General features: G+C 69.5%; 17 protein-coding genes and 1 pseudogene. 10 read left to right on the top strand and 8 right to left on the bottom strand.

Going from position 1 to position 16820, the window contains the following annotated elements; genetic code table 11:
• Window positions 1-222 precede the first annotated feature (222 nt).
• From AC5P1B_RS17695 to AC5P1B_RS17680, 4 genes are all read left to right on the top strand, one after another.
• Window positions 223-2568 (top strand): FAD/NAD(P)-binding protein, encoded by a 2346-nt coding sequence (locus AC5P1B_RS17695; protein WP_493888195.1) that lies wholly within the window; start codon window positions 223-225, stop codon window positions 2566-2568.
• 59 nt (window positions 2569-2627) lie between these two features.
• Window positions 2628-3095, top strand: a complete 468-nt coding sequence (locus AC5P1B_RS17690; RefSeq protein ID WP_493888193.1) for a DoxX family protein — start codon at window positions 2628-2630, stop codon at window positions 3093-3095.
• Window positions 3096-3781: 686 nt separating this feature from the next.
• On the top strand, window positions 3782-4429 hold the full coding sequence (locus AC5P1B_RS17685) for a DedA family protein (protein WP_493888191.1): 648 nt from the start codon (window positions 3782-3784) through the stop codon (window positions 4427-4429).
• A gap of 148 nt (window positions 4430-4577) precedes the next feature.
• Entirely contained in the window at window positions 4578-5174 is a 597-nt protein-coding gene (locus tag AC5P1B_RS17680) for a lytic transglycosylase domain-containing protein (RefSeq protein WP_493888190.1), read from the top strand.
• A 51-nt stretch (window positions 5175-5225) separates the two neighbouring features.
• Here the strand turns inward: AC5P1B_RS17680 and AC5P1B_RS17675 are convergent, their stop codons facing one another.
• Window positions 5226-6044: an alpha/beta fold hydrolase gene (locus tag AC5P1B_RS17675; RefSeq protein ID WP_493888188.1), complete on the bottom strand. Its 819-nt coding sequence runs from the start codon at window positions 6042-6044 to the stop codon at window positions 5226-5228.
• A gap of 446 nt (window positions 6045-6490) precedes the next feature.
• Here AC5P1B_RS17675 and AC5P1B_RS17670 point away from each other — a divergent pair, with 446 nt between their 5' ends.
• Window positions 6491-7525, top strand: coding sequence for an aspartate-semialdehyde dehydrogenase (locus AC5P1B_RS17670; RefSeq protein ID WP_493888186.1), 1035 nt, complete (start codon window positions 6491-6493; stop codon window positions 7523-7525).
• Window positions 7526-7674: 149 nt separating this feature from the next.
• Here the strand turns inward: AC5P1B_RS17670 and AC5P1B_RS17665 are convergent, their stop codons facing one another.
• Window positions 7675-8259: a TetR/AcrR family transcriptional regulator gene (locus tag AC5P1B_RS17665; RefSeq protein ID WP_493888185.1), complete on the bottom strand. Its 585-nt coding sequence runs from the start codon at window positions 8257-8259 to the stop codon at window positions 7675-7677.
• A gap of 156 nt (window positions 8260-8415) precedes the next feature.
• On the opposite strand from AC5P1B_RS17665, the gene AC5P1B_RS17660 reads away from it, so the two are divergent.
• Entirely contained in the window at window positions 8416-9138 is a 723-nt protein-coding gene (locus AC5P1B_RS17660; RefSeq protein WP_493888184.1) for a hypothetical protein, read from the top strand.
• A gap of 183 nt (window positions 9139-9321) precedes the next feature.
• On the opposite strand, the gene snpA is transcribed toward AC5P1B_RS17660, so the two are convergent.
• On the bottom strand, window positions 9322-9987 hold the full coding sequence (gene snpA, locus AC5P1B_RS17655; RefSeq protein ID WP_493888183.1) for a snapalysin: 666 nt from the start codon (window positions 9985-9987) through the stop codon (window positions 9322-9324).
• Between the two features lie 301 nt (window positions 9988-10288).
• On the opposite strand from snpA, the gene AC5P1B_RS17650 reads away from it, so the two are divergent.
• Window positions 10289-11359 carry a LysR family transcriptional regulator gene (locus AC5P1B_RS17650; protein ID WP_493888181.1) on the top strand — a complete coding sequence of 357 codons (1071 nt, stop codon included), beginning with the start codon at window positions 10289-10291 and terminating at the stop codon, window positions 11357-11359.
• On the opposite strand, the gene AC5P1B_RS17645 is transcribed toward AC5P1B_RS17650, so the two are convergent.
• Both AC5P1B_RS17645 and AC5P1B_RS17640 read right to left on the bottom strand, forming a co-directional pair.
• Window positions 11313-11783, bottom strand: coding sequence for an STAS domain-containing protein (locus AC5P1B_RS17645; RefSeq protein WP_493888179.1), 471 nt, complete (start codon window positions 11781-11783; stop codon window positions 11313-11315). The two genes, AC5P1B_RS17650 and AC5P1B_RS17645, sit on opposite strands and share 47 nt — an antisense overlap.
• Window positions 11784-12462: 679 nt before the next feature.
• A pseudogene (locus tag AC5P1B_RS17640) lies at window positions 12463-12795 on the bottom strand (MarR family winged helix-turn-helix transcriptional regulator); the annotation flags it as partial.
• 530 nt (window positions 12796-13325) lie between these two features.
• Between AC5P1B_RS17640 and AC5P1B_RS17635 the strand changes: the two are divergent.
• The 3 genes from AC5P1B_RS17635 (at window position 13326) to AC5P1B_RS17625 (ending at window position 14762) form a co-directional block, all read left to right on the top strand.
• Window positions 13326-13646 (top strand): putative quinol monooxygenase, encoded by a 321-nt coding sequence (locus AC5P1B_RS17635; RefSeq protein ID WP_493888177.1) that lies wholly within the window; start codon window positions 13326-13328, stop codon window positions 13644-13646.
• Entirely contained in the window at window positions 13643-14098 is a 456-nt protein-coding gene (locus AC5P1B_RS17630) for a group II truncated hemoglobin (protein ID WP_493888175.1), read from the top strand. Before AC5P1B_RS17635 ends, AC5P1B_RS17630 begins: the two co-directional genes overlap by 4 nt.
• Before the next feature lie 196 nt (window positions 14099-14294).
• Window positions 14295-14762 carry an SRPBCC family protein gene (locus AC5P1B_RS17625; protein ID WP_493888174.1) on the top strand — a complete coding sequence of 156 codons (468 nt, stop codon included), beginning with the start codon at window positions 14295-14297 and terminating at the stop codon, window positions 14760-14762.
• Window positions 14763-14993: 231 nt separating this feature from the next.
• Here AC5P1B_RS17625 and AC5P1B_RS17620 read toward each other — a convergent pair whose 3' ends face one another.
• The 3 genes from AC5P1B_RS17620 to AC5P1B_RS17610 form a co-directional block, all read right to left on the bottom strand.
• On the bottom strand, window positions 14994-15239 hold the full coding sequence (locus AC5P1B_RS17620) for a hypothetical protein (RefSeq protein ID WP_493888172.1): 246 nt from the start codon (window positions 15237-15239) through the stop codon (window positions 14994-14996).
• 555 nt (window positions 15240-15794) lie between these two features.
• Entirely contained in the window at window positions 15795-15944 is a 150-nt protein-coding gene (locus AC5P1B_RS17615) for a hypothetical protein (protein WP_493888170.1), read from the bottom strand.
• Window positions 15945-15965: 21 nt separating this feature from the next.
• Window positions 15966-16820: a helix-turn-helix domain-containing protein gene (locus tag AC5P1B_RS17610; RefSeq protein WP_493888169.1), complete on the bottom strand. Its 855-nt coding sequence runs from the start codon at window positions 16818-16820 to the stop codon at window positions 15966-15968.

Below are 16820 nucleotides of genomic sequence, written 5' to 3'. Positions count from 1 at the left end.
AGCACAGTAGCGCGGCGCACGCAATGGCCAACATCACTGCCTTGTGAGGCGTACGCAGGCACGTCGGCGCGGCGATAGTGATGTACGGAACCTTGCGGAACCTGTCCGTCCGCGAGGTCAGCCGCCCCGCCTTCCACCGGTGGTGACGACCATGGCACCAGCCGGCAGCCCCGCGCCGCCGCGTCCGCCCGTCGCGCCCACGTACCGCCAGGAGACCCCGCCGTGGCCGGAGAGCACGCCGCCATAGCCATCGTCGGCGCAGGCCCCCGAGGCACCAGCGTGCTGGAGCGGCTGTGCGCCTCGGCCCCTGAACTGCTTCCTGGTACGCGGCTCACGGTGCACCTGGTCGACCCGTACCCGCCGGGCCCCGGCCGCGTGTGGCGCACCAGCCAGCCGCACGATCTCCTGATGAACACCGTCGCCTCCCAGGTGACCCTGTTCACCGACGCCAGCGTGACCTGCGAGGGCCCGGTCAGGCCAGGCCCGAGCCTCTACGAGTGGGCCGCCGCCCGGGCCGCGTCCCCCGAGGGCCCACCACCTGGTGCCCAGCTCCCGGAGGAGCCCGCTCCGGGCGCGGAGCACCTCGGGCCTGACGACTATCCCAGCCGCGCCTTGTACGGCCGCTACCTGGCATGGGTGTACGAGCAGGTGACAGGCGCCGCACCGGACAGCGTGACCGTACGCTTCCACGCGGCGCGCGCCGTACGACTGACCGAACACCCGGACGGCAGCCAGTCGCTCACCCTCGCCTGCGAACCCGCCCACGAACCCGCCCAAGGACCCGCCTGTGAAAAAGAAGGGGTTACGGCGCCCGGACGGGCCGAGGAAGCCGACGGGGCCTTGGGGAACCACGGGGCCGCCCCGTGCGAACTGACCGGCCTGTCGGCCGTGGTCCTCGCGCAAGGGCATCTGCCCACGGCGCTCAGCCCCGCCGAGGAACGCTGTGCCGCCTACGCAGCACGCAACGGGCTGCGCTACTACCCGCCCGCCAACCCGGCCGACCTCGATCTGTCCGGGATAGCGCCCGGCGAACCCGTGCTGCTGCGCGGCCTCGGCCTCAACTTCTTCGACCAGGTCGCGCTCCTCACATCGGGCCGCGGCGGCGTCTTCGTCCCCGACGACCACGGTGAGCTGACCTATCGTCCTTCCGGCCGCGAGCCGCGGCTGTACGCGGGCTCCCGGCGCGGCGTCCCCTACCAGGCGCGCGGCGACAACGAGAAGGGCGCGCACGGCCGCCATGAACCACTGCTGCTCACTCCGGACGTGATCGCGAGTTTTCGGGCACGCGCGGACGCGGGCACGCCGACCGACTTCCTGGCGGAGGTCTGGCCGCTGGTCTCCGCGGAGGTCGAAGCCGTGTACTACGACGCGCTGCTGGCCCGCCGCCGCGCGTCGGCGAGCGTCCGCGCGGAGTTCCGGGACCGGTTCACAGCGGCCGCGGGGAGGACCGGGAGCGCCGTGACGGCCACTGCGGCCGCCACGGTAGGCGGGACGGCGCCGAGAGCCCGTGAGGCAGCCACGACGACCACGACGGTCCGTACGGGTGCCGGGGGCGGCGCGGCCGACGAGACCGCCGTACGCGCCGTACTGGACGCCTTTGGGATACCGGCCCGGGACCACTGGTCCTGGGAGACGGTGTCGCGCCCGCACGGTGACCGGACCTTCGCCGGTCCTGGCGAGTTCCGGCGCTGGCTGCTGGCCCGGCTGCGGGAGGACGTCGCGCACGCTCGGCTCGGCAACGTCACAGGGCCGGTCAAGGCCGCCCTGGACGTGCTGCGTGATCTGCGTAACGAACTCCGCCAGATCGTCGATCACCGAGGACTCTCCGGAGCGTCCCGGAACGCGCACCTCGACCGCTGGTACACCCCGCTCAACGCGTTCCTGTCCATCGGCCCGCCCCGCCGCCGGATCGCGGAGCTGACGGCACTGATCGAAGCGGGCGTCCTCGATGTCCTCGGCCCGGGGCTGGAGGTGAGCCTGGGGCCGGAGACGGGCTCAGGCCCGACGGCTAGGCCGGCACCGGCGAAGGACTCCGGTTCGGCGGTGGACTCGGGCGCGAGCGCGGGTGCGGAGGGGCCGATACCGCCCGGGTTCCGCGCGCGGTCGGCTGAGGTGCCGGGCGCGCCCGTGGTCGTGACGACGCTGATCGAAGCCCGGCTCCCCGCGCCGGACGTGCGCCGGACCGGGGACGAGCTGCTCATCGGACTGATGGATTCCGGCCACTGCCGCCCGCACCGGGTGGAGGGCTCCGAGACGGGTGGCCTGGACGTCACCAAAAGTCCATACCACCTGGTTGACGTCGCCGGGCGACCACACCCGCGCCGCTTCGCGTTCGGCGTGCCGACCGAAGGCGTTCACTGGGTCACGGCGGCGGGCGCCCGGCCTGGCGTGAACTCGGTGACCTTGTGCGATGCGGACGCCGTGGCTCGCGCGGCGCTGCGGGCTGCGGCGATGGACAACGCCCGCGACATCCGCCCCACGCCCCTCCCGCGTGCGCGGCCCGGTGGGCCCTTCCCGAGGCCGCTGCGGGAAGCCTGGCAGAAACTTGAACTTGCAACAAACGATTAGGTGTACCTAACCTGGCCTCCTCGTTGTTTCCCGTCCCCGAAACGAGGAGTTCGTCCCCCATGCCTTCTTCCGCCCCCCTCAACGCGCTGCTCGACCGCGCGAAGCCACACGTCTTCTTTCTCTTCCGGGTCGTCGTCGGCCTGCTCTTCGCCTGCCACGGCGCCTCCTCGATCTTCGGCTCCCTCGGTGGCGTCGACGGCGCCGGCAGCACCATCGACCCGGGCACCTGGCCCGGCTGGTACGCGGGTGTGATCCAACTGGTCGGCGGCATCCTCGTGATGACCGGCTTGATCACTCGGCTCGCCGCGCTGGTCTGTTCCGGTTCCATGGCGTACGCGTACTTCACCGAGCACCAGACGGAGAAGCTGTGGCCGCTGCAGAACGGCGGCGAGGCCTCCGCGATGTTCTGCTGGGCCTTCCTGCTCATAGCCGTCGTAGGCCCCGGCAGCTGGGCACTCGACCGGCTCCTCGGCATCGAGCGCGACCAGGAGGCGGCCACGCCGGAGCGCCAGACAACCGGCGTCTGACCCCCACAGGGCCCCACCGGGCAACCACTCGCCCCACCGCCCAGTACCCCACCGCGATCAGCCCCGGCGTTCACCGCGGCCTCGGCCGACCCGGCCCGGCCAGCGCCGCTTGAATCAGCGCGGCCTGATCAACGCCGCCTGATCGACGCGACCTGATCAACGCTCCACGCGAGCACGGCCCGACGTGATCTGCGTCCCATGTGATCGTCGCCGGGCCGGGGCGCGACAGCACGGCACAGGACCAGCTGACCCGCCCGTGAGGGCCGGTCACCGCCGGATCGAAGCCGGATCTGCTCGCCATCCGGCCCGTACGGACCCCGCAGGAACTCCGCACGGAGCCCGTACAGAGCCCGTACGACCGGAACTGATCGCCGTACTTCCTGGGTACCCACGCCCTGGTCAGGCGCGCCAAGCGCCCCTGGCCGGGGCGTGGGCATCGCCTCGACCAGGGGCGCTCACGCGGGCGCGGCACCGCTCGATCGCGCCGGGCTCGCGCCGTGGGCGCACAGTGCACCGCAACCATCACGCCATGTGCACCCGTGGGGCTCACTTGGCGTGATTCCAGCAACATCGACCGGTCCCAGTCGGTATGCTGCAACGACACAGGCGTACGCTGTATGGCTGTAGAGGCCGCTCCTGCCGCTCCCTTGCGACGTCGCGGCGGGGGAACGGGACCGGGAGAGACGTTGCTGGAGACCTTGGGGTCGGTAGTACACACCCCGTGGATTTACGTGATCATTGGGGCGTCCGTGCTTTTGGACGTCTTTCTCCCCGTACTGCCCAGTGGCGTTCTCGTCATCGGGGCAGCCACCGCGGCCGCGGGGACCACGACCGCTGACGCCGTGGGAGCCGCCCGCGTCAGCGCCCACGCCGACGTTCCCGAGATGCTCGCGCTGGTGCTGTGCGCCGCCACCGCCTCCGTCCTCGGCGACCTCGTCGCCTACCGGCTGGCCTGGCGCGGCGGCGAGCGCCTTGACCGCGCCATCGCCCGCTCGCGCCGACTGACCGCCGCGCAGCAGAAGTTGGGTACGGCGCTGGTGCGCGGCGGGGGCGCGCTCGTCGTCCTCGCGCGCTTCGCGCCCGCCGGACGCTCGGTCGTGAGCCTCGGTGCGGGCGCGGCACACCGCAAGGTCGCCGAGTTCCTGCCGTGGTCGGCGCTCGCCGGTCTGATGTGGGCCGCTTACAGCGTGGGCCTCGGTTACTTCGGTGGCCAGTGGCTCGGCGCCACATGGGTGGGTGCCGGTGTATCCGTGCTGGCGCTGTTCGCGGTGGGCGCGGGCGCGGGTTACGTGATGAGCCGCCCCGGCAACCACGAGGCCCAGCAAGCCTCTTGAGGCTTCGGCCCGCGGGTCCCCGCAGGCGCCGACGCGTCACGGCCGACGGCCGGTCAACCACCGTCCGGGTACGCCGGATTACGGTCGCTCGCGTAAATCCGGTTATCGTCCCTCCCATGCGCATCTCCGCCCCCACAGCAGCTTCAGCATGGTGACCCGTCGCGCTCGGCTCGGTGTCGCGGTGGTGGCCAGCGCGGCGCTGCTCGGCGCCGGGGTCTTCGCCGTACGCGAGCTGACGGACGACTCACCCCCGCCGCTGCCCACCGTGCCGGACGAACACCGTCCGGCACTTGAGACCGCCGCACGCACCTGTTCGCCGCTGACCGTGCCACTGCTGGCCGCACAGATCGACGCGGAGAGCGGCTGGGACCCCGAGGCGAGTTCGGGCAAGGCGGAGGGGATCGCGCAGTTCGCGCCGGTCACCTGGTCGGAATGGGGACGTGACGGGGACGGCGACGGCAAGGCCGACGTGTGGAACCCGAAGGACGCCATCCCTTCCCAGGCCCGTTATCTGTGCCACCTCTTCGATTCGGTCAAGGACGTTCCGGGAGACCGTACGAAGCTGGCCCTGGCCGCGTACAACGCCGGTCCCGGCGCGGTCCTGCGGGCGCGGGGTATCCCTGAGTTCAACGAGACCCAGGGATACGTGGACCGCATCATGGAACAGCTGTTGCCCGACTACAAGCAGACCGAGCGTGAGCGCACGGAGAAACTGCGGGAGAAGGCCGACGACGCGTCGCGATAGGCCACAGGCGACCGGCGACAGGCGCTGGGCACCGGGAGGGGCGGTTGCGGATCAGCTGGCTGCCCGTTCGTCGGCCTCCTCTTCCCTGTCCTTGTCCTCTTCTCTGAGGAACGTCTCGATGACCCGTACGAGCTCCAGGGGTGTCTCATCGGCCGGGTAGTGCCCGGCGCACGCCAGCTCCACCAGCGTCGCCGCCGGGTACCAGCGCAGCCAGGTGTCCCGCATCACCTCGGCCGATAGAGCGGGGTCGTACCCGCCCACCACCACCTGGACCGGCAGCTTCGAGCCCGCGACCTGCTCGTGGAAGTCCTCCAGCGCCCAGGAGTCGAGCCACGCCCGGAACGCCGTGGCGTCGCTGTGCTCCACCGAGTGTCTGACCATGAGGTCGAGCCAGGCGGCGGGGTGGCGGTTGCCGGTGGTGAGGTCGATGATCTCGCGACGGTTCTCCGGACGCGCGGCGGCTGAAGCGAACAGCTCCCACTGTTCGCCCTCCATCGGGACCCCGCTCGCGGGCACGGGTGAGATGCCCACCATCCGCCGCACCCGGTGCGGCGCCGCGGCGAGTACGCGCTGCGCGACGGCACCGCCCATCGAGTGCCCGACCACCGAGAACCGCTCCCAGCCCAGCTGGTCGGCGAGGGCGAGCAGATCCTGCCCCGCCTCGGTGGTGGTGTACTCGCCCAGAACGTCGCGCGCCTTGCCGTAACCGCGCAGATCCGGGAATACGTAGGTGAAGGCGCGCCGGTCGATATGCGGCAGTATCGCGGCGTACGCGGCGCGATCCGAGAACCACCCGTGCACGGCCATGACCCGGTGCGGTCCTTCACCGATGACTTCGTGTGGTGGTACGAAGGGAACGAGGGGACCCATGGCGCCTCCGATCCGTGTCCGAAGCAGGCGCGCGGCACGCCCGCAGGGCATAACCGTGGCCTCAACCGGCGCCGCGAGCAAGATGTGTGGCCGGATCAGTCATCCGTCCGCTACGGCCCGGGACCTCGGGCGTCTCCTCAGCCGCCGAGCGCGCAAGGTCACCATCAGCGGCAACCCGGCGGGGGAAGATCACATTCCTGGCCGGAACTGCGCCCTCACCGCGTCCGTCCTACCGGGCAGACCGCGCCCGACCGCATGCCCCTCGGGGTGACGCGCCGGGAGTCCGGAGACCAAGCGGAGACACCGCCCGGGCGTGGGCTGAGGAATGCGGGCCGGGAAAAACAGGCAGAGGAAAACCGACAAGCAGGGGAAGCTGAAGAGGTACCGCGACCGGTCGCGTGAGGCCGCCCGGACGCGAAACAGAGCGAAGAAAGCGAAGGAAGAGCATGAGGATCGGAATCATCGGTGCCACCGGCCAGGTCGGCGGAGTGATGCGCGGCGTCCTGGCGGAGCGTGGCTTCCCGGTGGAGCAGCTCCGGCTGTTCGCCTCGGCCCGCTCGGCGGGGCGCACCCTGCCCTGGCAGGACACCGAGATCGCTGTCGAGGACGCGGCCACGGCGGACTTCTCCGGTCTGGACATCGTGCTGTTCTCGGCGGGCGGAGCGACCTCGAAGGCACTGGCCCCCCGGGTCGCCGCCGCCGGTCCCGTGGTGATCGACAACTCCTCCACCTGGCGGATGGACCCCGACGTTCCACTCGTGGTCTCCGAGGTCAACCCGCAGGCCGTCGCCGAACGCCCCAAGGGCATCATCGCCAACCCCAACTGCACGACGATGGCCGCCATGCCCGTCCTGCGGCCGCTGCACGCGGAGGCGGAGCTGACCAGCCTGGTCGTCGCCACGTACCAGGCGGTCTCCGGCAGCGGGCTTGAGGGCGTCAGCGAGCTGGACGAACAGATCCGCAAGACGGCCGAGACGGCCGCGCAGCTCACCTTCGACGGCTCGGCGGTCGAGATGCCCGCTCCGCACAAGTTCGTCCGCCCGATCACCTTCAATGTGCTGCCTCTCGCCGGGTCACTCCTCGACGACGGTTCGGGTGAGACCGACGAGGAGCGCAAGCTCCGCAACGAGAGCCGCAAGATCCTCGGCATTCCGGAGCTGAAGGTCTCGGGCACCTGCGTGCGCGTGCCCGTCTTCACCGGTCACTCGCTCCAGATCCACGCCCGCTTCGCACGTCCGCTCAGCCCCGAGCGGGCCGTCGCGCTGCTCGCCGACGCGCCCGGCGTCGAGCTCTCCGACATCCCCACCCCGCTCCAGGCCGCGGGACAGGACCCCACGTACGTCGGCCGCGTCCGGCATGACGAGACCGTCCCGGACGGGCGGGGCCTCGCGCTTTTCTGCTCCAGCGACAACCTCCGCAAAGGTGCCGCGCTGAACGCCGTACAGATCGCGGAGCTGGTGGCCGACGAACTCCGCGCGTAACCAAGGCGCCGCCCGCGCCCCCGCGCGCCGACGAGCCCGCGACGGCGCGTACGGCCGCTGGCAGCTGGAACACCGAGCCCAGCCCCTGCCCGAGGCGGGGGCTGGGCTCGTGGCGCCCGGTCCGCCGGACACGGTCCGCCCCAGGGCGGTCAGCTCGCCGGGGGCGGCCGCCGCAGCCCGGCCAGGGTCACCTCGACGTACCGGCGCCAGTCCCCCACCTCGTTGCGGACAATCGCTGCCAGCCCGCAGACGATCATCATCAGGTCCGTCGGCTGAACCTCCGCGCGCAGTGTTCCCTGCGCCCGTGCCCGGGCGATGAGTTCGGCCACGATGGCCTCAAGCTCGGTGGCCGCGGGGCCTTCTGGCCGTGCCCTGCCGAGCGTGCCCTCGATGGATACGGCGAGCCCCCGGTCGGCGCTCAGTACCTCGCCGATGTGCCGGAGATAGCGGTCGAGTCCCGCTGCCGCGTCCTCGTACGGGACGCACACCGTACGGCCGAACGCGACGATCCCCGCGTACCGGTGCTCGCCCGCGGCAGCGATCAGCGCGGCCCGGCTCGGGAAGTGCCGGTAGACCGTACCGACGCCGACCCCGGCGGCTCGCGCCACCTCCGGCATCTGCACCTCCTCACCGCGCGCCGTGAACAACTCACGCGCCGCCTCCAGAACGCGGAGCCGATTCCGCTCTGCGTCGGCGCGCGGCTTGCGGCGCCGTGGGGGCGATGGGGGAGACACAGTGCCCGATCCTAGTGCGGCGAGCACCCGCCCATCCCGGGACCGCGTTCCAGGCGTCTCTCATACCCGCAGCTCAGACGGGGTCTCAGCGTTCCAGCATCCCGGATGGGTGCTAGATCATTGCGGGCAGGGCCCGGCCGTGGCGAACTTGCCCTCATGAACACGCACTCGGACATTCACCGCACCGTCAGCGCCCGCGCCACCGCCGGCGGTGCCACCACCAGTACCCGCGAGCCTCGGGCCCGCACCGGCCGTGTCACCGCCGTGGGCCTCGCCGTACTCGCCACGGCCGCCACCGCCGTAGCCTTCGGGCCGACGGCCACCGCCGCCCAGCACACCGCACAGGGCTCCGCGGCGGCCTCCGGCGACCCCGCGTTCCTGGCGCCCCAAGAGCTGCCGCCGCACCGTTCGTCCGCCTGGTACGCGAGCGGTGTCACGCCCGGCACGCCCGACCCGCTGCCGTTCTGCGTCGGCCCGGCGCTGCCCGGCGCCACCTCCGTGCACCGGAACTTCTGGACGGAGTACGACACCGGCGCCGTCCAGGTCACCGTCGTCGAGCGGGACGAGGCGCGCGCCAAGTCGCTCGCGGCTCTGTGGAACAAGACCATCCGGGAATGCGCGGACAAGGCCGAGCAGGAGGACCCCGACGTGAAGGCCGAGTGGAAGGATTACGGGAAGCTCAACGTCGAAGAGGGTGCCAACGTCTACGGCATCCACACGGCGCACAGCTGGGGTGCCTCCGACATCAACATGTTCTCGGTCGGCCGGGACGGCAGGACCGTCACCGTCGTGAATTGGGGCCAGATGGGCGACTTCGCCCATGCCCAAGTGCCCGACTTCAAGAAGACCACCGTCACCGCTGTGAAGAAGCTCTACTAGGACACGCTCTACGCGGACACGGGCGACGCCGCGTGACACGCGGGGGATGTCACACGGCACACGGGGGTGCCGCGCGAGGTGTGCCGTAGAGCGCACGCGCCGCAGTCCGCCGGCGGCCCGGCCCCCTTTCCGCCGCACGCGGGAAGGGGGCCGGGCCGCCGCTCGTTCAGACGGCTACCGGGCTCAGCGGCCGGCCTTCAGCAGGGCGCTCTTGTCCAGCCCGCTCAGGCCGTTGACCCACAGCTGGTCGACCTTGCCGGACTCCTCCTTGTTGGGGTTCGGGTTGGTGCAGGACGGGCCGGGGCCACCACCCGACATCAGCTCCTCGCACGGGCCCTCGTAGTGGTCCGGCAGGCCGAGCACGTGGCCGGTCTCGTGCGCCGTGACCCGCGTCGAGTCGTACTCCGCGTTCTGCTTGTAGTCGAGGAAGATGTAGCCCTTCCCGTGACCGTCTGTGCTGGCGTACGAGCCGCGCGGGTCATCGCCCTCGCGGTACTCGAAGTCACCGCCGGAGCCCTCCTGGAGCTTGATGTTGCCGACCGACGAGTTCCAGATCTGCGTGCTGCTCGCGATCTGCTGCGCGAACTTGGGGGCCTTGCTGGCGTCGTAGGTGACCGTGACGGCCTTCGCGCCGCTCTTGGCCTGCTTGGCCTTGGCGGACTTCATCACCGCCTCGAAGAACGCCTTGGTGGCGGCGTTGTCCTCAGCGGAGCCGCCGTACGCCGCGACGCCGCTCCGGCCGCTGCCGCTGCTCGCGTCCTGGCCCGCCGACGCGGAGGTGGGCAGCGCGGTCACGGCGGCAAGGCCGACGCCGAGCGAGACCGACAGGAATATCCTGGAGTGCTTCATGTGGGGGGACTCCTTCTCGTCCGGAAGTCAGCCGACCGCTGTGGGGTAGCGATCAAGACGTTCCGGATGACTTCTGGTCCCGCCGAGTCTCAGCCAGTTCGACGTGGCGCGGATGATGCCAGCTGGCGATAGCCCCATCCAATAGATCTACGTAACGAACAACCCTCCCTTTCCCGCCCATAAGACTTCGCTCCTGCGCCCATACCACCTGGCCATACTTCGGACCACGCGCGCCGTCAGGCCGCATTCGCGTGCTTTGTGAGGCTGGTGTGAGTCATGAGAGCGCCGTTATGCTCCGGCCGTGGAGCTCGACGTGCGGCACCTTCGGGCACTCTGTGCTATTGCGGACGCAGGCAGCGTACGCAAGGCCGCGCTGCGCCTCGGCATGACGCAGCCCTCCCTCACCACGCAGCTCAGGCGCATTGAGACCGCCATCGGGGGGCTGCTGTTCACCCGTGAGCAGACGGGCAGCCAGCCCACCCCCCTGGGACGTTCGGTGCTGGCTCGGGCGCGGCCGATAGTGGCCGATATGAGTGCCCTCATCACAGCGGCGAAGGACGCCGCGGCCAACGTCAACGGCGCGCGTCTACGGATAGGCAGCACCGGCAACCGCGCGGTCGCGGGCTGGCTGCGCAGGCTGCACGCCCGGCTGCCCGACACGGACACCACCATCCATGTCGACGTGTCGGCGACCATGCTGCTGCAGATGGTCGCGACGCACCAGCTCGATGTCGCGTTCGTCCACGAGTTCGCGGGCTTCCCGCTGCCCATCCCGGGCGGCGTGGAACGACGCGTCCTGGTGGTCAGGGAGCCCCAGTTCATCTCCCTCTCCGCCACCCACCCCGCCGCCGGTCACTCCGTGGTGGCGCTCGCGGATCTGGCCGACGACCGGTGGGTGGTCGACCTGACCGTGGACGACGAGTGCGCGGCGATGCGCCGGGTGTTCGCCAGGGCCGGTCTTGACCCGCGCCTGGTGCACGTCAGGGACAACACGACAGCCGGTGAACTGGTCGCCTCGGGTGAGGCCGTTTCCCCCTGCCAGCCCACCTCAAGCCCGCGTGAGGGCACCGTCATCCGCCCCCTGCGCGACGATCCGCTCACCGTACGGCTGTTCATGGTCTCCCGGCCGCAGAGCGAGATCGTCCCGGACACCGCCGCCCTCTACGCGGACCTCAAGGCCGCTTATCTGGAGCTGGCCTGGGCGAACGCGGCGTACCAGCGGTGGCTGTTCAGCAACGACAGTCCGCTGCTGCTGTCACTCCCCCGTGACCGCGCCCAGCCCGCCGACGTGCCGGGCGCCTCCCGCAGGCAGCCGCTGGCACCGATCACGCTGCCCGCTCCAGGGCCTGCTCCAGAGTCGGCGCGGGCCTGAACAGTGCGGTGAGCCCGGTGATGGACAGCACCCGGAGCGTCGTCGGGGCTGTGCAGATCACACCGAGCCGCCCGCCGCGCTCGGCCAGCCGCTCCCGAGCGCGCAGGAGCATCGCCAGCCCTGAGCAGTCGAAGAACGTCGTGTGCCGCAAATCGACCACGACGAGCGAGGGCGCGGAGGGCCCGGTCACCTCGTCCAGCCGGGACCTGACCTCCGGTGTGGCGGCGAGATCCACTTCTCCGTACAACTCGACCACGGTGCACCCACGCTCCGTGTAGACCCGGGTCCGCACCTCATCGCGGACCGCCTCCTCCGCTTCGCGCACCAGATTCAGCGCGAGGTGCGCGACCCTTCTTCGGTTTCCCGTTTTGTCCACCCCGGCCGTCCCGTCCCCCGACGCGGGTGCCGCCTGCTGGTGGGGCACCTTCGGTGTTTTCGCCGGCTCCCTTGCCCTAGCTTCACGGTAGTGATCACAGCACATGCCGATGTCCCCAAATCTGCCTTGCCCTGAAGCATGCGACGCAGATGCGACTGAGCACCTACCGACGCGCTTGCCATGCCTGAGCGCCACCAGGGACCGGGGCAGCAGGTAAGCCACGCTAACGGTGGTTATCCGCCACCCGGGGTGCATGAACGATTCTTGAACAGCCAACAACACTCGTTCAGGTGAAGTTACGCGCAACGCCTTGCGGTTCTCCATATTGGGCTGAAAAGGACGTTGACGCCGAGGCGGACGGATGGACGACGGGCGCACACGCTCACGGCTCCAGCCGGCGCCCCCAGGACGGCGGGCCGACCGCCCGCACAGCCGCCGACCCACCGCACGCCTCAGCGGCGACTCCGCCACCAGGCGAGCAAAAAGCCGAACCCAGCGGTCCCCGCCGCGAACGCCGCACCCCGCAGCGCCCCATCAGCGGCTCCTCCGCACTCGGCTTCAGCGGTGCGGCACAGGAAGCTGTCGCGCGTCGCGACGCGTAGTGGGCGTGGGGCGGAGCACCGGAGAGAGCGTTCGGGAGACCCAGCGGTCCCGTCGCACGCCCGGCTTGCCGTGTGCGCGCCCCCTCCTGGAACGCCGACTGCCTCAAGGGCACCCGGGTGGGGCGTCACTTGATGGTGGTGTCACCGAGAGCCTCAAGCACCTGCCGGAGGCTCTCCGCCGACTTCCCGACCAGCTCGCGGTCCACATCGGCGAGCAACCGCTCGTAGTTCGCCAAGTGGTCGCCGAAGGCGGCCCGGGTGACCTCATGTCCGCGTTCGGTGAGACGGATCTTGACGCTGCGCCGGTCCTCCGTATCGCGTACGCGTTCGACCAGGCCCTTGGCTTCCATCTTGTCGATGCGGTTGGTGATCGTACCGGAGGACACCATGGACGCCTTGAGGAAGGTCCCGGCGGTCAGGGCGTAGGGCGGTCCGGAGCTCTGGAGGGTGGTGAGGACGTCGAACTCGACGCTACCAGCTGGCCATCACCGCCCCGATGGATGTCGTCGAGCGCTCTGAGGACGCCCTGAGAAGGCTGCGCGACGTACGGGACAGGCTCCAGGAGAGCGCCTCGGGCGCTGACCTGAACGAGGCTTTCACCAACTCGATGCGGTCCATCAAGTCTCTCCGGAACATCATGCGATCGGATCTGGGAACAGACGCCTAGCGCGGACTGACGCTGTGACGCGCAAGGTTCGCGGCGCCGCTGCTCGCACCAGGGCTCAGGAACCGGGCCGCAGGTTGGACACAGAGGAGCCGGTGGGTGGAGACGTGGTGACAGAGTCCCTCCGGGTGCGCGGGTTGACCGCTCAGCAGGAGCGGCGACCGCGGCAGAACACGCGTCGGACCAGTGCGTCAGTACGGTGCCGTTGACTCATCGGATCGCATTGACCCATCGGATCAGCTGGCACACAACCACCCTCGAAACCACGCCCCTTGACCATCCCAGTGCGGACTGGGGGCGATCAACGACCGATTGGGAAGATCCTTGATTATCGAATATGTCCGCTATCGGATCGCCGAGGCGAAACGCCGAGCCGAGTTCAAAACCGCCTACTCGGCCGCCTCCAAGCAGTTGGACCTCGCCCCGGGATGCGTTGGATATGAGCTCTCCCACGGCATCGAGGAGCCGGAGCGCTACATCTTGCGCATCGAATGGACCTCCGTCGAGGCCCACGAGCAAGGCTTTCGCCTCGGCCCCCATTTCCCGCCCTTCCTCGCTGCCATCCGCCCTTACATCAGCGACATCGAGGAAATGAAGCACTACGAGCGGACCGCCGTGACATCCGAGCCCGAAGAGACGCCATGACCGATCCCATGGGTCCCCTGGTCGAGGCCGTCGGCGGCCTCGAAGCACTCAACCGCCTGAGCAACGCCTTCTACGACGCCGTCTTGACGGACCCCTTGCTCGCGCCCGTCTTCGCCGACTTCAGCCGTACGCATATCGAGCACGTCGCCGTCTGGCTCGCCGAGGTCTTCGGTGGCCCGACGCGGTTCACTGACGAACTCGGCGGCCACCAATCCCTGCTGCGCTCCCACCTCGGCCTGTCGATCACCGAGGAGCAGCGCCTGCGCTGGATGGAGCTGATGACAACGGCCGTCGAGAAGGAGCTCCCGGACGACGAGTTGCTGCGGCGCCGCGTCATCGAGTACTTCGACTGGGGCACCAGGATCGCCCGCGACGTATCGTCCAACCCTGCCGACACCGACCTCGGCGACCCGGGCACCACGCCGCGTTGGGGCTGGAACGGCCTGGCCTGATTCACCAGCGCCTGGCTCCGTTCCGGTTGGCTGCCGCCACACCCAACCGGCGCGGAGCCGCGAGCCCGGTCCTGGCCGACGTTTCCGGTCAGGTCAGAGCTCTTTGTGGTGGCGTATGGGAGGAACGGGCGACAGGGCCGGGCCGTAGAGGAGCACGTCCACGGACGTGGCCCCGTAGCGGTGCATGATCACGTTTATGGAGAAACCTCACCTCACGCACGCCCCTGCCGCGTACGCCTGCATGCTCATCCGCAAACCTGCCGAGGAGGCGTTCCAGGCCTTTGCCGATCCGGCCGTCACTTCCCGGTTCTGGTACAGCAAAAGCAGCGGACCGATGGTTGCGGGGGCCGAGCTGCGCTGGGAGTGGGAGACCTACGGAGCATCAGCCGACGTCCGGGTCCAGGAAGTGCGGGAGGGGCGCCTGATCCGGTTCGCATGGGGCAATGCCGAGCAGCCGACCACGGTCGAGCTGAGGTTCACCCCGCGCACGGCAGAGGCCACGTTCGTCGAGGCCACCGAGACCGGTTTCCAGGGCTCGGGGGACGACACCGTCCGCTGGGTGAACGACACCGTCGGCGGCTTCACTACCGCGCTGTGCGCGATGAAGGCCCTGCTCGAACACGACATCGCGCTCAACGCCGTTCCCGACCACCACCCGGCCTGACCAGCCTCCGGGGCTGGGCTTCCGATCTGACGGGCAGCGGTCGGAGATGGCCGGCTGGGCTGGAGACGGGTACCGCGCCGCCTCCCGCCTGGCGTCCGTCGCGACACGGGGAAGCCCCGCCCCGCTCAGACAGGCCGGGGCACGCCGTCCGCTATACGTAATCCGAAGCTGTCCATCCGGCCGGGCCCCTCCTCGCAGGCGTCTCCTCTGAGATGCCCGGTGATCGAGTGGTCAGGAACTCTCGGTGAAGTGGACGGACCAGGCGTAGCCGCTCAGGTTGTCATGCGCGACCCGTCGGACCTCTCTGACCTGGCAACCATCGTGGGCGTACTTGCTGGCGAACCGGTCGAGGCGCTGCGCGTCGGTGAGGTCCTCCATGGACAGCGGTGCTCCGACGACGAGGTCTTGGTGGAGGACGGTGCCCTGAGCGGCACCGTCCGAACAGGTCGAGCAATGATGCGTTTCAGGTAGGGCCATACGCCCAGTGTCCTCCCTAGCCGGATGTTCCGACGACCACGAAGGACATCGAGGGCGTGTGCGAGCAGGTGACTCGGCAGATGCGGAGGGAACGCGGGAGGAAGCGCGGGGGCTCAGTGGCGGCGGGCGCGTCGGCAGGACCTGCGGGTAGCGGTCTGAATCGCTCCGGGAAGTTGATCTCCCGTTTCGCTCCCTTCGGGCAGCGGAAGAGCCCCGTACCGATCTTCGTACGGGGCTCCGTTGCAGGTCAGGCCTGGTGGGCACAGACGGATGTGAACCGCCGACATCTGCTTTGTAAGAGCTTCTTTCCACAGGGCAGAGAATTCCCGAGACCTTCCGAGACCTTCCGGGAGTCGGGACGCGGTCCGGCTGACGCCCTCCCTGTGCAGCCCCCGAGTTCTCCCGAGACTCCCCGAGGGGGGTTGTGGACTCCTTGTGGACTCTCGGCCAGTTCGATCACTGCACCGCCCGGAGTCCACTACCGCCACCGAGCGCAGCCCGCACATTCTCCCGGGCACCCTCACTCTCGCCCTCGGGCGTCGAGGGGGCGCTTCGTCATGCCCGGGGTGCCCACTCGGCGGGCTCGGGGCGGCGTACGGCGCGCTTGAGCGCGGCTTCGACCCCGGCGCGGTTCAGAGCGTGGTCGGCTGCGTGTGCGGTGACGGCGGCCTGCTGGAGTGCGATGAGTCTGTCGGGGATATCCACAGGTTGGATCTTAAGCGGGCGTCACCGAAGTGCTTCGATGGCCTGCACGATCAACGCCCGCGCATTTGCTCCGTACACCGCCATGTTCCGCAGCCGCTCGAAGGCAGTCAAATACAGCTCGATCTCGCCCGGTTGCGTGATGCTGACACGAGCAGACGTTAATTCCACCGACACGAGTTTGTCGTCGTAAATGTGGAAGGTTTCGACTGGCCAGTGTCCACGCGTCTTCGTTACGAAGGGAATAACCCCGAGCGAGACGGAGGGCAAAGCTCCAGCCGCGAGCAGGTAACCGAGCTGTGCAGCCATCGCGTCACCATCGCCGAGCTGATGGTAGAGAACACCCTCTTCGACCAGCAGCACGAAGCGGCGACCTGGTTGGTGAATGATCTGGGAACGCTCGACTCGTGCCACCGCAGCTGAGGCGCCATCGTTGGTGGGGATTTTACGGAAGTCCGCGATGCTGCTGAGCAGGGCCGAAGCGTATCCCTCGGTCTGAAGGAGTCCCGGCACCATGGTGGAGGAGTAGATCCGAAATAGCCGGGTCTCCTGAAATAGGGCGCGCCCACTTTCCTGGAGGTGCTTCAGGCCGTTGCGTACCTGATGGCGCCACTCGGTATACATGGACTCGGCGTTTAGTGACTTGGCGAGGAGATCGTCCACTTCACCATTCGCGTCACACGCTTGGCACCAGCTGCGGATGTCTCTCACAGAAGGGGCTGTGCGGGCGTTCTCGATGCGAGACGTTTTTGCGTGGTGCCACCCGCACCGGTCGGCCAGCTCAGTGATCGTCAGTCCCGCTCTCTTCCGTAGATCACGTAGCCGCTGCGCTACCGACTCACGTGCGGCCTGAGCGGAGGAGGACGGAGATGTGGTCAT

The organism is Streptomyces sp. A01 (assembly GCF_059026195.1).
The sequence above is the reverse complement of the archived record's forward strand: the minus strand, read 5'-3'. Positions and strand labels throughout refer to the sequence as shown.

Excerpts from the sequence above, each read along its gene's own strand:
- AC5P1B_RS17690 (WP_493888193.1), top strand. The coding sequence starts at position 2,628 with ATGCCTTCTTCCGCCCCCCTCAACGCGCTGCTCGACCGCGCGAAGCCA.
- AC5P1B_RS17680 (WP_493888190.1), top strand. The coding sequence starts at position 4,578 with ATGGTGACCCGTCGCGCTCGGCTCGGTGTCGCGGTGGTGGCCAGCGCG.
- AC5P1B_RS17675 (WP_493888188.1), bottom strand. The coding sequence starts at position 6,044 with ATGGGTCCCCTCGTTCCCTTCGTACCACCACACGAAGTCATCGGTGAA.
- AC5P1B_RS17670 (WP_493888186.1), top strand. The coding sequence starts at position 6,491 with ATGAGGATCGGAATCATCGGTGCCACCGGCCAGGTCGGCGGAGTGATG.
- AC5P1B_RS17660 (WP_493888184.1), top strand. The coding sequence starts at position 8,416 with ATGAACACGCACTCGGACATTCACCGCACCGTCAGCGCCCGCGCCACC.
- snpA (WP_493888183.1), bottom strand. The coding sequence starts at position 9,987 with ATGAAGCACTCCAGGATATTCCTGTCGGTCTCGCTCGGCGTCGGCCTT.
- AC5P1B_RS17630 (WP_493888175.1), top strand. The coding sequence starts at position 13,643 with ATGACCGATCCCATGGGTCCCCTGGTCGAGGCCGTCGGCGGCCTCGAA.
- AC5P1B_RS17625 (WP_493888174.1), top strand. The coding sequence starts at position 14,295 with ATGGAGAAACCTCACCTCACGCACGCCCCTGCCGCGTACGCCTGCATG.
- AC5P1B_RS17620 (WP_493888172.1), bottom strand. The coding sequence starts at position 15,239 with ATGGCCCTACCTGAAACGCATCATTGCTCGACCTGTTCGGACGGTGCC.
- AC5P1B_RS17610 (WP_493888169.1), bottom strand. The coding sequence starts at position 16,820 with ATGACCACATCTCCGTCCTCCTCCGCTCAGGCCGCACGTGAGTCGGTA.